Origin of the sequence: Microbacterium sp. OVT16B, from assembly GCF_019969705.1 — a bacterium.
Classification (GTDB): domain Bacteria; phylum Actinomycetota; class Actinomycetes; order Actinomycetales; family Microbacteriaceae; genus Microbacterium; species Microbacterium natoriense.
This window is the reverse complement of the sequence record NZ_JAHXZA010000001.1, coordinates 3,568,025-3,581,560: the sequence shown is the minus strand read 5'-3', so window position 1 is coordinate 3,581,560 and position 13,536 is coordinate 3,568,025. Positions and strand designations below refer to the sequence as shown.

Annotated in this window: 14 protein-coding genes; 7 read left to right on the top strand and 7 right to left on the bottom strand. The window is 70.6% G+C overall.

Going from position 1 to position 13,536, the window contains the following annotated elements; all coding sequences use genetic code 11:
• Nucleotides 1–15 precede the first annotated feature (15 nt).
• Entirely contained in the window at nucleotides 16–486 is a 471-nt protein-coding gene (gene soxR / locus LC438_RS16845) for a redox-sensitive transcriptional activator SoxR (protein ID WP_105673197.1), read from the bottom strand.
• Between the two features lie 108 nt (nucleotides 487–594).
• On the opposite strand from soxR, the gene LC438_RS16840 reads away from it, so the two are divergent.
• From LC438_RS16840 to LC438_RS16825, 4 genes are all read left to right on the top strand, one after another.
• Complete coding sequence (locus tag LC438_RS16840) at nucleotides 595–1,122, top strand: flavin reductase family protein (protein WP_223587254.1); 528 nt, start codon at nucleotides 595–597, stop codon at nucleotides 1,120–1,122.
• Between the two features lie 29 nt (nucleotides 1,123–1,151).
• On the top strand, nucleotides 1,152–1,781 hold the full coding sequence (locus LC438_RS16835) for a superoxide dismutase (protein ID WP_223587253.1): 630 nt from the start codon (nucleotides 1,152–1,154) through the stop codon (nucleotides 1,779–1,781).
• 300 nt (nucleotides 1,782–2,081) lie between these two features.
• Complete coding sequence (gene nhaA, locus LC438_RS16830; protein WP_223587252.1) at nucleotides 2,082–3,398, top strand: Na+/H+ antiporter NhaA; 1,317 nt, start codon at nucleotides 2,082–2,084, stop codon at nucleotides 3,396–3,398.
• Between the two features lie 49 nt (nucleotides 3,399–3,447).
• Entirely contained in the window at nucleotides 3,448–4,659 is a 1,212-nt protein-coding gene (locus LC438_RS16825; protein ID WP_223587251.1) for an MFS transporter, read from the top strand.
• Nucleotides 4,660–4,716: 57 nt separating this feature from the next.
• On the opposite strand, the gene LC438_RS16820 is transcribed toward LC438_RS16825, so the two are convergent.
• The 3 genes from LC438_RS16820 to LC438_RS16810 all read right to left on the bottom strand — a co-directional run bounded on the left by LC438_RS16820 (nucleotide 4,717) and on the right by LC438_RS16810 (nucleotide 7,912).
• The gene (locus LC438_RS16820) at nucleotides 4,717–5,121 is read right to left on the bottom strand and encodes an arsenate reductase ArsC (protein WP_105673201.1); all 405 of its coding nucleotides are present in this window, start codon (nucleotides 5,119–5,121) and stop codon (nucleotides 4,717–4,719) included.
• A 24-nt stretch (nucleotides 5,122–5,145) separates the two neighbouring features.
• Entirely contained in the window at nucleotides 5,146–6,153 is a 1,008-nt protein-coding gene (locus LC438_RS16815) for a LacI family DNA-binding transcriptional regulator (RefSeq protein WP_105673202.1), read from the bottom strand.
• Nucleotides 6,154–6,250: 97 nt separating this feature from the next.
• Nucleotides 6,251–7,912 carry a glycoside hydrolase family 13 protein gene (locus LC438_RS16810; protein WP_105673203.1) on the bottom strand — a complete coding sequence of 554 codons (1,662 nt, stop codon included), beginning with the start codon at nucleotides 7,910–7,912 and terminating at the stop codon, nucleotides 6,251–6,253.
• Nucleotides 7,913–8,153: 241 nt separating this feature from the next.
• Between LC438_RS16810 and LC438_RS16805 the strand changes: the two genes are divergently transcribed.
• Nucleotides 8,154–8,582: a DUF1761 domain-containing protein gene (locus tag LC438_RS16805; protein ID WP_223587250.1), complete on the top strand. Its 429-nt coding sequence runs from the start codon at nucleotides 8,154–8,156 to the stop codon at nucleotides 8,580–8,582.
• A 184-nt stretch (nucleotides 8,583–8,766) separates the two neighbouring features.
• A complete protein-coding gene (locus LC438_RS16800; RefSeq protein ID WP_223587249.1) occupies nucleotides 8,767–10,032 on the top strand; it encodes a hypothetical protein in 1,266 nt (421 codons plus the stop codon).
• Nucleotides 10,033–10,294: 262 nt separating this feature from the next.
• On the opposite strand, the gene purQ is transcribed toward LC438_RS16800, so the two are convergent.
• From purQ to LC438_RS16785, 3 genes are all read right to left on the bottom strand, one after another.
• A complete protein-coding gene (gene purQ / locus LC438_RS16795; protein WP_105673206.1) occupies nucleotides 10,295–11,002 on the bottom strand; it encodes a phosphoribosylformylglycinamidine synthase subunit PurQ in 708 nt (235 codons plus the stop codon).
• Nucleotides 10,999–11,247 (bottom strand): phosphoribosylformylglycinamidine synthase subunit PurS, encoded by a 249-nt coding sequence (purS, locus tag LC438_RS16790; protein WP_105673207.1) that lies wholly within the window; start codon nucleotides 11,245–11,247, stop codon nucleotides 10,999–11,001. Before purS ends, purQ begins: the two co-directional genes overlap by 4 nt.
• Before the next feature lie 197 nt (nucleotides 11,248–11,444).
• Complete coding sequence (locus LC438_RS16785; protein WP_223587248.1) at nucleotides 11,445–11,969, bottom strand: adenine phosphoribosyltransferase; 525 nt, start codon at nucleotides 11,967–11,969, stop codon at nucleotides 11,445–11,447.
• A gap of 268 nt (nucleotides 11,970–12,237) precedes the next feature.
• On the opposite strand from LC438_RS16785, the gene LC438_RS16780 reads away from it, so the two are divergent.
• The gene (locus tag LC438_RS16780) at nucleotides 12,238–13,509 is read left to right on the top strand and encodes an ABC transporter substrate-binding protein (RefSeq protein WP_105673209.1); all 1,272 of its coding nucleotides are present in this window, start codon (nucleotides 12,238–12,240) and stop codon (nucleotides 13,507–13,509) included.
• The last annotated feature ends 27 nt before the right edge of the window (nucleotides 13,510–13,536 follow it).

The following is a 13,536-nucleotide window of genomic DNA, read 5'->3' as shown; positions in this document are numbered from 1 at the left end:
GGGCGAGCGTCGAGCTCAGTCCTCGCGCAGGCGCTGGGGGCCGGCGCCCTGGCTGCCGAGGGCGTCGTCGGGGTTCAGCAGCCCGCAGGCCTTCATGGACAGGCAGCCGCAGCCGATGCATCCGGTGAGTTCGCGTTCGAGCCGTTCGATGCCCTCGCGGCGCTTCTCCAGCTCGCGTTTCCAGCGGCGGGAGGCGCGCTGCCAGTCGGCATGACTCGGCGTCTGCGTGAGGGGCACGTCGGCGAACGCCTCCTGCACGTCGGAGAGGGGGATGCCGAGGCGCTTCGCCACGGTGATGAGGGAGACGCGGCGGAGCATGTGCCTGGCGTAGCGGCGCTGGTTGCCGGAGGTGCGGGTGGAGGCGATGAGTCCGAGGCCCTCGTAGAAGTGCAGCGCGGAGGGGGCGACGCCCGTGCGCCTGCTCATCTCGCCGATCGTCAGGGGCTCGTCGGGGGCGTGCGGCGTGCGGTCCGTGTCTGCGCTCATCGGGGCGTCCTTCGCTCGATTTGACCTCAAGTGTACTTGAGGTCTTAGCGTTGCAGACGTGACCCGAACACGAGAAGCACGCGCCCCGCATCGGACGGTGCGCGCCCGATGACCATGAACGACACGCGACCGGCGGCCCCGGTCCCCACCGAGGTCGGCGAGGGCCTCAAAGCCGCTTTCCGACAGCATCCGGCCGGCGTCGCGATCATCACCGCGGCGAGCCCCGCCGGGCCCGTCGGCCTGACCGCGTCGAGCGTCGCCTCCGTCGCCGTCGACCCCGCCGCCATCGTGTTCTCGGTGACCAGGGCGACCGGCAGCGCGGGGGCGATCCTCGCGGCCGACGGCTTCGTCGTCCACCTCGTCGACGACGAGCACTCCGCCCTGGCGCAGAGCTTCGCCGTGAGCGGGTCGGAGCGGTTCACCCCCGAGCAGGGATGGCGCACGCTCCCGACCGGGGAGCCGTACCTTCCGGAGGCCAGGGTCGCCCTGCGCTGCCGCCCGATCCAGAGCGTCCCCGTCGGCTCCTCCACCGTCGTCATCGCCGAGGTGCTCGAGGTGCGGCACGGCCGCCCAGGGCGTCCGCTCGTCTACGTCGACCGTCGATTCCACGCGCTGCCTTCCGGCGGCGAGCACTGACCCCCGAACCTCCATCGAAAGGAAGACGCATGTCCGCTCCGTACACCCTCCACGAACTGCCGTACGACTACTCGGCCCTCGAACCGCACATCTCCGGAACGATCATGGAGCTGCATCACTCCAAGCACCACCAGGCGTACGTCACCGGCGCGAACACCGCCCTGGAGCAGCTCGCCGCCGCACGCGAGACGGGTGACCTCTCCGCCGTGAACAAGCTCGAGAAGGACCTCGCCTTCAACCTCGGCGGCCACATCAACCACTCGGTGTTCTGGGAGAACCTCTCGCCCGACGGCGGCGGCTCCCCCGAGGGCGAGCTCGCCGCCGCCCTCGACGACGCGTTCGGCTCGCTCGACGCCTTCCGCGCGCACTTCACGGCCACCGCGCTCGGCGTGCAGGGCTCCGGTTGGGCCGTGCTCGCCTGGGACGGCGTCGGCGCGCGTCCGGTGATCTTCCAGCTCTTCGACCAGCAGGGCAACGCGCCCCTCGGTGTGACCCCGCTGCTGCAGCTCGACGTCTGGGAGCACGCCTACTACCTCGACTACCGCAACGTGCGCGCCGACTACGTCAAGGCGTTCTGGGAGATCGTGAACTGGCCCGACGTGCAGCGCCGGTTCCAGCGCGCCCAGGAGGCGACGAAGGGGCTCATCGTCGCGAAGTGACGGATTCCCTCCGGATGCTGCCGCCGCAGCGGTCCGGAGGAGCACAATGTACTGCCGGGGGCCCGTCCGATCCCGGCAGTACGCCGTCGAGAGGAATCGCGCATGACAGAGCAGCACTGGAAGCGCTCGGTCTGGTTGAGCTGGAGCACAACCCGCGCAACAACAGGGTGCGCGCGCTTCCCTCCGCGTGATCGCCGCAGCGTGACCTCTCAGGGACGGGCGCGCACCGCCCGGTAAGCTGGGCGACGGAGAGTCGGGAAGCCTGGTCGACACATCGTTGTCGAGACCCCGGGAGATCCCATGACCATCCCTCCGCACGTCGCCCCTCAGACCTTCCCTGCGCGCGGCAGTCACCGCGAAGCCCGCCGCATCGGCGCGCTCCTGCGCAAGGAGAGCGTCGGGGGGATCCTGCTCGTCGTCATGGCGGGCATCGCCCTCGTGTGGGCGAACTCGCCCTTCGCCGACGGGTACTTCGCCCTGCGCGACCTCGAGATCGGCTACGAGCCCTGGCACCTCAAGCTGAGCCTGGGCGCGTGGGCTGCAGACGGGTTGCTCGCGGTCTTCTTCTTCCTCGTGGGGCTCGAGCTCAAGCGCGAGTTCGTCGTCGGCGACCTCCGCGACGTGCGCACCGCGCTCGTGCCGGTGATCGCGGCCGTCGGCGGTGTCGTCGTTCCGGCCGTGATCTACCTCGCCGTGGTCGGCCCCGACCCCGTGCTGATGCGCGGCTGGGCGATCCCCACGGCGACCGACATCGCCTTCGCCGTGGCGGTCCTCGCGATCATCGGCTCGCACCTGCCGAGCGGGCTGAGGCTCTTCCTGCTCACCCTCGCGGTGGTCGACGACCTCATTGCGATCGTCATCATCGGCGTCTTCTACACCGACGACCTCAATCCGATGCCGCTGCCCGCCGCTCTCCTCGGACTCGCCCTCTACGCGGCGCTCGCGCAGCGCCGCCGCGGCTTCTTCCTCCGTCACCGGTTCGCGGCGTGGGCGATCCTCCTCCCGATCGGCGTCGCGGTCTGGGCGTTCGTGCACGCCTCCGGCATCCACGCGACGATCGCCGGCGTGGCACTGGCCTTCATGATCCCGGTGAAGCCCGTAGACGGCTCCTCCGACGCCGGTCTCGCCGAGGAGTTCGAGCACCGGTTCCGCCCGCTCTCCGCAGGGTTCGCCGTGCCCGTCTTCGCGTTCTTCGCCGCCGGGGTCACGGTGGTGGGCGACGGCTTCGTGCAGACCATGACCCATCCGGTGACCATCGCGATCGTCTGCGCTCTCGTCATCGGCAAGCCCCTCGGCATCGTCGCGGCCACCTGGATCACCACGACCGTGACGCGGAGCCGGCTGAGCGACGGACTGCGCTGGGTCGACCTCGTCGGGGTGGGGATGCTGGCCGGCATCGGGTTCACGGTGTCGCTGCTGATCGGCGAGCTCAGCTTCCCCGCGGGGGTCGCGCACGATGCGGCGAAGACGGCGATCCTCGGCGCCTCGGTGATCGCCGCACTCGCGGCATCCGTCCTCCTCGGCCTGCGGAACCGCCGCTACCGCGCGATCTCCGAGAGGGAGGCTCTCGACGAGGACGGAGACGGCGTGCCCGACGTGTATCAGCAGGACGCCTGACGCCGGGGCGTCGCGGTCGTGGCGGCGCCGACTCTGATTGGATGGCGGAGTGCGCGACGTCGAGGGGGAGAGGGCCGATGGCGCCCGTGGTGCAGGAGTCGGAGCGCTCGTGTGGCTCGCCGTCGCCACGTTCTCGATGGGCATCGACGGCTACGTCCTCGCGGGCCTGCTCCCGCAGATCGCCGATGACCTGAGCGTCGGACCGGCGGCGGCAGGTCAGCTGATGGCGGTGTTCGCCCTGACGAGCGCCCTCGCCGGACCCGTGCTCGGCGCGCTCACCGGAGGGTGGGAGCGCAAGGCGACGATCGTCGGCGCACTCGGGGTCTTCGTGATCGGCAACCTCGTCGTCGCGCTCGCCCCCACCTACGCGATCGCCATGACAGGGCGGGTGGTCTCGGCGCTCGGCGGCGCCCTGCTCAACGCCGTGATCAGCGCCTACGTGGTGGCGAAGACGCCTCCGGAGCGCCGAGGGCGCGCCCTCTCGCTCATCCTCGGCGGGTGGCTGACCGCCACGGCGCTCGGCGTGCCGCTCGGCCTGCTGCTCGGGCAGAGCGACTGGCGGATTCCGCTGTTCCTCGTCGTCGCCGTCGGCTCGGCGGCGCTCGTCGGCATCCTGCTCCGGGTCCCGCGGCTGCGCCTGCCTCCGCGCTCGCTCCGGGAGACGCTGCAGCCGCTGCGGGAGCCGCGTCTGCTGGCCGCGCTCGTCGTGCCCGTCGGCATCATGTGCGCGAGCTACCTCTGCTTCACCTATGCGACGCTCATCGTGGGTCCGAGGGTGGGCGGAGGGCTCGTCATGGTCCTGGTGATGTTCTGCTACGGCCTGCTGAGCCTGGTCGGCAACGTGCTCACGGGCAGGCTCACCGACCGACGCCCGCCCGTGCAGGTCGTCACCGGCATCCTGGGGCTGCTCATCGCCTCCGCGCTGCTCGGCTCGCTCGGACTGCTGCTGCCCGGCGCGCTGGGCACGGTCGCCGCGATCGTGTGGTTCTTCGCGTGCGCGGTCGGCAACGGCGGCTCCGGCGTTCCGCTGCAGGCTCGCCTCAGCGCGATGGCTCCGGACTCGGCGGCGCTCGTCTTCGCCCTCAACGGCAGCGCGATGGCGCTGGGATCGGCGCTGGGCAGCGGCCTGGGCGGGGCTGCGCTGGAGATCGGGGTGGCCCCCGATCGGCTGCTGCTGATCTCGGCCGTCGTGCTGGCGGCGACGATGCTCGTGCACCTCGCGGTGGGGCCGAGGTCCGCCGCGTCGGCGCTGCGCGCCTGAGGCTCTCGGCGGCAGAGGCAGAGGCAGAGGCAGAGGCAGAGGCAGAGGCCGAGGCCGTCAGGCGAGGAGCTCTCCCGCGAGGGCCTCGATGCGGCGGCGGATCTCGTCGCGGATCGGCCGCACGGCGTCGATGCCCTGACCGGCCGGGTCGTCGAGAGCCCAGTCCTCGTAGCGCTTGCCGGGGAAGAACGGGCACGCGTCGCCGCATCCCATCGTGATGACCACGTCGGAGTCCTGCACCGCCTCGGTGGTGAGCACCTTCGGCGACTCCGCGGTGATGTCGATGCCCAGCTCGCCCATCGCCTCGACGGCGATCGGGTTGATCTGCTCGGCGGGCAGGGAGCCTGCCGAGCGGACCTCGATGCGGTCGCCCGCGATGTCGCGCAGGAAGCCGGCGGCCATCTGCGAGCGCCCGGCGTTGTGCACGCAGACGAACAGGACGGAGGGCACGGAGGCGGTCATGACTCCAGGGTAGCCGCGCACAGGCTAGAGCAGGCGCGCGGTCGTACCGCGGACGTTCAGCTCGTACGGCAGCGCGACGGGCGCGCGGGTGGCGCCGTCGGCGGCGAGCTTGGCGAGCACGGCATCCGCCGCCCTCTCGCCCTGGCCCAGCGGGAACTGGTCGACCGTCGTCAGGCGGAAGAACTCGCCGAGTTCGTGGCCGTCGATGCCGACGATCGAGAGGTCCTCCGGCACGCCGAACCCGAGGTCGCGCGCGGCGAGGATCGCGCCGATCGCCATCTCGTCGGATGCCGCGAACACCGCGGTCGGACGAGGACCAGGCCGGCCGAGCAGCTGCTTGGCCGCGCGGTATCCGCCCTCGACGGTGAAGTCGGCGGGTTCGAGGAACGCCGGGTTGAGCGGGATGCCGGCCTTCGCCAGCGCCTTCTCGAAGCCGAGGCGCCGGTTGGTCGGGATGTGGAAGTCGATGTCGAACTCGGGGTTCGCGCCGATGTGCGCGATGTCGCGGTGGCCGAGGCCGATCAGGTGCTCGGTGGCGAGCTGCGCGACGGCGACGTCGTCGACCGTCAGGGTGTCGAGCTTCGGGTTCGGACCGCCGATCGCGATGACGGGCAGGCCGAGGTCGAGCAGGTACTGGGTCTCGTCGTCGTCGAGCTCGATCGAGACGGCGATGACGGCATCCACCCGCTGGCGGCGCAGGAACGTGTCGAACACGTGGCGACGCACGTCCTTGTCGGCGGTGATGTTGTACAGCGTGATGTCGTAGCCCTCGCGCATCAGCGCCGCGGAGACGCCGGAGAGCACGGTGCTGAAGAACCACCGGTCGAGGAACGGCACGATCACGCCGATGTTGCGGGTGCGTCCGGACGCCAGGCTGGACGCTCGCGACGACACCACGTAGCCCAGGGCGGATGCCGCCTCCTGCACCCGCAGGCGCGCGGACTCGGAGACGTGCCCGCGGCCGCTCAGCGCGCGCGACACGGTCGCCGTCGAGACCCCGGCGAGCCGGGCGACCTCATCGATGCTCGCCATGGGTGTTCCTTTCGGGGGTTCCTCGTTCCGGTCGCGGACCCGGTCGTGATCTGACGGTGCAGAGGACCAGGTTCGCGACCGGAACGGGGGAGTCGGCTCAGGCCGTGGTATACCAGACGGCCGTGTCGACCGGGAGGGCGTCTCCCGTGAAGGGCTGGCTCTTCAGGACCACGGCGGCGCCGGCGGGCAGGGGCAGCGGCGCGGTGCCGAGGTTGGCGAGCACGTGGACGTCGCCGCGGCGGAAGGCCACGGCATCCTTCCCCGCGTCTTCCCACACCAGCGAGCCGGAGCCGAAGCCGTGCTCACGGCGCGCGGCGAGCAGCTCCTTGTACAGCGACAGGGTCGAGACGGGGTCGCCCTCCTCGGTGTCGCGCGCGTAGCTCGCCCAGTCGGCCGGCTGCGGCAGCCACGAGAGGCCGGTGTCGTTGAAGCCGAACGCCGGAGCATCCGCCTCCCACGGCAGCGGCACGCGGCATCCGTCGCGTCCGTAGCGCTCGCCGTCGGTCCGGAACCACGTCGGGTCCTGACGGAACTCGTCGGGGATCTCCATCGCCTCGGGCAGACCCAGCTCCTCGCCCTGGTACAGGTACGCCGAACCGGGCAGGGCGAGCATCAGCGTGGTCGCCGCGCGGGCGCGGGCCAGGCCGATCTTCGTGTCGGGCTTGTGCGGGGTGTTCGGGCCGATGCCCTCGCCCTGCGGGTTGTCGGCCGTCAGCGCGAGGCGCGAGGCGTGCCGCACGACGTCGTGGTTGGAGAGCACCCAGGTGCTGGGGGCCCCGACGGCGCCGAAGTCGTCGAGCGACTCGCGGATGACGTCGCCGAGAGCCTTCGCGTCCCACGGGGTCATCAGGTACGGGAAGTTGAACGTCTGGTGCATCTCGTCGGGGCGCACCCAGAGAGCGGTCTGCTTCAGCGTCGGCATCCACGCCTCACCGCACAGCGCGCGGTCGCCGTCGTACTCGGCGAGCACCTTGTGCCAGTCGCGGTAGATGTCGTGCACGCCGTCCTGACCCCAGTACGGCACGTCCGCCTCACCGCCGCCCATCGAGTCGGCGTCTGCGGGGGGCGTGTAGTCGGGCAGCCCCTCGGCCTTGATCATGCCGTGCGCCACGTCGACCCGGAAGCCGTCGACGCCGCGGTCGAGCCAGAAGCGCAGTATGGAGCGGAACTCCTCGCGCACCTCTTCGTTGGTCCAGTCGAAGTCGGGCTGCGTGGCGTCGAAGATGTGCAGGTACCACTGGCCGGGCGTGCCGTCGGGCTCGGTGATGCGCTCCCACATGCCGCCGCCGAACACGGACTCCCAGTTGTTCGGGGGGAGCTCGCCGTTCTCGCCCTTGCCGTCGCGGAAGATGTAGCGGGCGCGCTCGGGGCTGCCGGGGGCCGCCTTCAGGGCCTCCTGGAACCAGACGTGCTGGTCGGAGGAGTGGTTCGGGACGAGGTCGACGACGACGCGGATGCCGCGGGAGTGGGCCTGCGCGAGCATCTCATCGAAGTCGGCGAGAGTGCCGAACAGCGGGTCGACGTCGCGGTAGTCGGCCACGTCGTAGCCGGCGTCGCGCTGCGGGCTCGTCATGAACGGGCTCAGCCAGATCGCGTCGACGCCGAGCTCCCTGAGGGAGTCGAGGCGGCTCGTGATGCCGGGCAGGTCGCCGATGCCGTCGCCGGAGGCGTCCGCGAAGGAGCGGGGGTAGATCTGGTAGATGACTGCGCTGCGCCACCACTCGGAACCGGGGGCTGCGATCTGCTCAAGCTGTGCCATGGGATCAGGCTAGTGCAAACGCTTACATTCTCGCCAGAGCAGGAATCGAATCGGTTCGACGGGGGGTTCTCCGCCGCGGGTCAGGGGCTTGTTGCATCCGTGTGGGCGGAGTGGAGGCGGGATCGCGCAGGCGGGACGGCGTCGCGGGATCGTGCAGGCGTGTCCCACCGTCGGCGAGGCGACCCGCGGCCAGGGGGATGCCGGGGAGTAGTGTGGCGGCATCCGACGAGTGGAGGCTGTCATGGTTCCCGAGATCAACTACTGGGCCGTCCTTCTGGCGACCGCGTCGAGCATGCTCGTCGGGTCGATCTGGTACGCGCCGAAGGTGTTCGGCACGCGGTGGTCGAAGCTGGCGAACGTCGACATGGACCGCCCCGGATCGAGCGCGACGATGGCGATCATCACGACCGTGATCGTGAGCTTCATCACGGCGTGGGTGCTGGCTGGAGCATCCGCCATCGCCTGGCACTTCTACGGAGGATCGTTCTTCTGGGGCGCGATCATCACCTCGGTCACGCTGTGGGCCGGATTCACCGCCGCGCGCTTCATCACCCACGACGCGTTCGAGGGGCGCCCGACCGCGCTGACCACCATGAACATCGCGCACGAGCTCGTGACCGTGGTGGTCATGGCCGTGCTGATCGGCGTGTGGCCGCCCGCACTCGGCTAGTCCTCGGAGAGCTGATCGCGATGGCGTCTCCTCGGTCGCGGCGTCGGCATTCGACGAACGGACAGGGGATGCTGGACCTTCGCCGCTACCCCGTTGTCAACCAGCATGCCAGGATTCTGAACACGACCTCCTGGTCGTCCGCGCGTCCGCGCCCGTGGACCGCGGCTGAGTCCGAGAGGTCTCCATGCCGGGTTCTCCGCGTCGTTCCGCGCTGTGGGCCGTCGTCGCCGCGCTCGTCGTCGCGGCTGCGGTCGGGGGAGCGGCGCCGGCAGCATCCGCCGTCGTCACGATGCACGACCCTTCGGCGGCCGACGTGACCCCGCTCGACCCCGCGCTGTCGGTCGCGCGGGCCTACGAGTTCCTCGATGCGCGCGTCGACGAGTTCTGCGACGGCGACGGACACTGCCTGCCCCGCAGCTACCAGGGCGGGTTCTTCACCACCCCGAGCTGGGACTTCACGCCGTCGTTCGTGTACGACGACGCCCTGGTCGTGATCGCGTACACCGCCCGAGGGCTGCCCGACGACCTCCGCCGCGCGCGGACGGTCGGCGACACGCTGCTCTTCGTGCAGGCGAACGACCCCATCGGCGACGGCCGCGTCAGGACCTCCTACGAACCGCACGGGATCCGACAGGGGCGGGTGGAGATCACCGGGCCCGGAACCTTCACCGGCAACGAGGCCTGGGTCGGGATGGCCCTCGCTCGGCTCTTCCACGCGACCGGGGATCAGCGGTACCTCGACGGGGCGCTGCGGATCGGCGGGTGGATCCAGACGAACACGGCCGACATGACCAGAGCCCCCTACGGGTACACGGGAGGGCAGACGGATGCCGGCGCCTCCCTGACCTGGAAGTCGACGGAGCACAACGCCGACGTGGCGGGCTTCTTCACCCAGCTGGCGCAGCTCACCGGCGACGCGGTGTGGGCCGACAGGGCGGCCGTCGCATCCGGATTCGTCGCCGCGATGCAGGGGCAGGACGGACACGTCGACACCGGCACCCTTCTCGACGGCTCCACCGTCAACACGCATCCAATACCGCTCGACGCGCAGACCTGGAGCTCGCTCGCCACGGGAGACAGCCGCTACGGAGCTGCGCTGGACTGGACCCTCACGAACCTCATGGCGACCGACGGCCCGTACCAGGGGCCCTCGATCAGCGACGTCGACGTCTCGAAGGTGTGGTTCGAGGGTGCCGGCCACCTGGCGCTGTCGCTCCGGCTCCGCGCCGGCGCAGGAGACGCCGATCGAGTGGAGAGTCTGCTGAACAGCATCCGCCTCGCGCAGCGCGACGCCCCGAACGGCGACGGCAAGGGCATCGTCGCCACCTCGAGCGACGGCCTGGACTCCGGGTTCGGCGACCTCTACTACGCGAGCCTGCACACGGGGACGACGGCGTGGTACCTGCTCGCGGCGGCGGGCGACGATCCCTTTCGCCTCCCGGCCGACTGACCCGGGGCCCCGCCGACTGGCCGGTCCCGGCTGACTGAGCGGGCTCCGCCGACTGGCTGGGCCCCGCCGACTGAAGGGTCCAGTCGACTGGCCGGTTCCCGCTGACTGGCCGGTCCCGTCGACCGAGCGGGTCCCGCCGACCGGCGGCTCACCGGACGACTGCCCGGGTCCTGGCCGGCGGGCAGCCTCCCGACTTGCTGACCGGGCCCCGCAACGACGAAGACGGATGCCGCAGCTGCGGCATCCGTCTTCGGAAGGCTGATCAGGCGGCGACGCGCGCGACCGCGGCGATCGCGCTCGCGAAGAAGCCGACGCCGTCGACGCCGGAGCGCATGGCGGCCGCCGTGTCGGGTCCGAAGCCGGGCTCGGTGGCGTGCTCGGGGTGCGGCATGAGCCCCACGACGTTGCCGGCTTCGTTCGTGAGGCCGGCGATGTCGCGGAGAGATCCGTTCGGGTTCACGCCCGCGTAGCGGAAGGCGACGAGGCCCTCGCCCTCGAGGCGGTCGAGCGTCTCCTCGTCGGCGATGTAGCCGCCGTCGGCGTTCTTCAGCGGGATGACGATCTCCTGACCCGTGCGGAACGTGTTCGTCCACGCGGTGTCGGAGTTCTCGACCGTGAGCCGCTGGTCGCGGCGCACGAAGTGCTGGTGGTCGTTGCGGATCAGGCCGCCGGGCAGCAGGTGCGCCTCGACGAGCATCTGGAATCCGTTGCAGATGCCGAGGATCGGCATGCCCTTGGCCGCAGCATCCTTGACCTCCGACATGATCGGCGAGAGCGCGGCGATGGCGCCTGCACGCAGGTAGTCGCCATAGCTGAAGCCGCCGGGGAGGACGAGCGCGTCGACGCCGTCGAGATCGTGCGAGCCGTGCCAGAGGGCGACGGGCTCGGCGCCGGCGATGCGCACGGCGCGCTGCGCGTCGCGATCGTCGAGCGAACCGGGGAAGGTGACGACCCCGATGCGGACGGTCACTCGGCGACCTCGATGCCGACGACGTCTTCGATCACGGAGTTGGAGAGCACCTCGTCCGCGATGCGTCGGGCCTCGGCGAGGACCTCGTCGGTGACCTCGCCCTCGACGGTGAGCTCGAAGCGCTTGCCGATGCGGACGGCGGTGAAGCCCTCGACGCCCAGGCGGGTGAATGCTCCGGACACGGCCTTCCCCTGCGGGTCGAGCAGTTCGGGCTTGGGCATGACGTCGACGACGATGGTGGGCATGACGGCTCCGGAAGTCGTGGGAGGACGGGCGGTTTCAGTCTACCGGCTCGCGCGCACCGCCTTTTCGCGGGTCCCCGCCGACCTCACGTGATGTCGCCGAGGGAACGGGACGTCGTCGAGTGAACGGGATGCGGACGCGAGGATGCCGTGCACTCGGCGATTGCACGCGACGTCGACGCCGCTGGGCGGAGGGCGGGTCAGGCGTGGAAGACGGTGTGCAGGTCGCCGATGGCCTCGCGGCCGCCGAGCCCGTCGATCTCGAACAGCACCGAGATGCCGATGACGTGGCTGCCCAGGCGCTCGACCAGTTCGCGGCCCGCCGCGAGGGTGCCGCCGGTGGCGAGCACGTCGTCGATGAGCAGCACGCGCGACCCCGCGGGGAGGTCGTCGTGCATCTCGATCGTCGCGGTGCCGTACTCGAGGGCGTAGTCGACGGATGCCGCTGGTCGAGGGAGCTTGCCGGCCTTGCGGATCGGGATGAGTCCCACTCCGGCCGCGATCGCCGCGGCCCCGGCCAGGATGAACCCGCGCGCCTCGATGCCGGCGACGACGTCGAACTGACCAGCGAAGGGCTCGATGATCGCCTCGGTCGTCACGCGCAGCGCCTCGGCGTCGGCCAGGAGGGGCGTGATGTCGCGGAAGACGATGCCGGGCTCCGGATAGTCCGGGATGGAGCGGATCAGTGCTTCTGCGCGGGTGAGGGCGGGGGAGAGTTCGGGCACCGGTCAAGGCTACTCGGCGTGCCGGCATCCGCCGGCATCCGCCGGAACCGCCGGCATCCGCCGGAATCCGGATGCTGGCCCGAGATGCGGATGACGGCGGGGGAAAGGACCGGATCTCGGGCGAGTGACCGGATCTCGGAGGCGCCGGCCCGCGCTTGACACCCGTGGGAGCGCTCCCATAGAGTGCTCAGAAGTTCGTGGGAGCGCTCCCATGAACGGATCACCCCGCACCACGAACATCCCCACCACGCACACAAAGGAGTGCCCCGTGAATACGCATGCACGCAGACTGACGACGGTCGCCGCCGTCGCCTCCGTCTCCGCCCTCGCTCTCGCCGGCTGCGCCGGAGGCGCCGCCGAGTCCGGCGGATCCGGCGGCGAGATCACCCTCACCGTCGCGACCTTCAACGACTTCGGCTACACCGATGAGCTCCTCCAGGAGTACATGGACGAGCACCCGAACGTGAAGATCGTGCACAACCGGGCCGCGACCAGCAACGAGGCCCGTGAGAACTACTTTCAGAAGCTCGGCAAGAAGGGCCTCGCCGACATCGAGGCCATCGAGGTCGACTGGCTGCCGGAGGTCATGAAGTACTCCGACCTGCTCGCACCCGTCGACGACGGCCTCAAGGACCGCTGGCTGGACTGGAAGACGGCGGCCGCCACCGACAAGGACGGCAACCTCATCGGCTACGGCACCGACATCGGCCCGGAGGGCGTCTGCTACCGCAGCGACCTGTTCGCCGCCGCGGGGCTCCCCACCGACCGCGACGAGGTCGCCAAGCTCCTCGAGGGCGACTGGGCGCGCTACTTCGAGGTCGGCCAGCAGTACACCGACGCCACCGGCAAGGCCTTCTTCGACTCGGCCGGCGGCACCTACCAGGGCATGATCAACCAGGTCGAGGCGGCCTACGAGGACCCGAAGTCGGGCGACATCATCGCCACCGACAACGACGAGGTCAAGGACATCTACGACCAGGTGCTCACGGCATCCGCCACCCAGTCCGCGCACCTCGGTCAGTGGTCGGACGACTGGATGGCGGGGCTCGCCAACGGCTCCTTCGCGACCATGCTCTGCCCCGGATGGATGCTCGGCGTCATCGAGGGCAACGCCAAGGACGTCACCGGCTGGGACATCGCCAACGTCTTCCCCGGCGGCGGAGGCAACTGGGGCGGGTCGTACCTGACCGTCCCCGCGAACGGCGCCAACGTCAAGGCCGCGCAGGAGCTCGCCGACTGGCTGACCGCCCCCGAGCAGCAGATCAAGGCGTTCTCGAACGCGGGCACCTTCCCGAGCCAGAACGACGCGCTCACGGATGACGCGCTGCTCGGCGCCACCAACGCGTTCTTCAACGACGCCCCGACCGGTCAGATCCTCTCGGAGCGCGCACAGGCCGTCACGGTCGCCCCGTTCAAGGGCGCCTTCTACTTCCAGATCAACGACGCGATGCAGAAGGCCCTGACCCGTGTCGAGGAGGGCACGCAGGATGCCGATGCGTCCTGGACCCAGTGGACCGAAGAGGTCAAGGCGCTGAAGTAGCCGGACTCCCGGGTCGTCGAGCGGGCG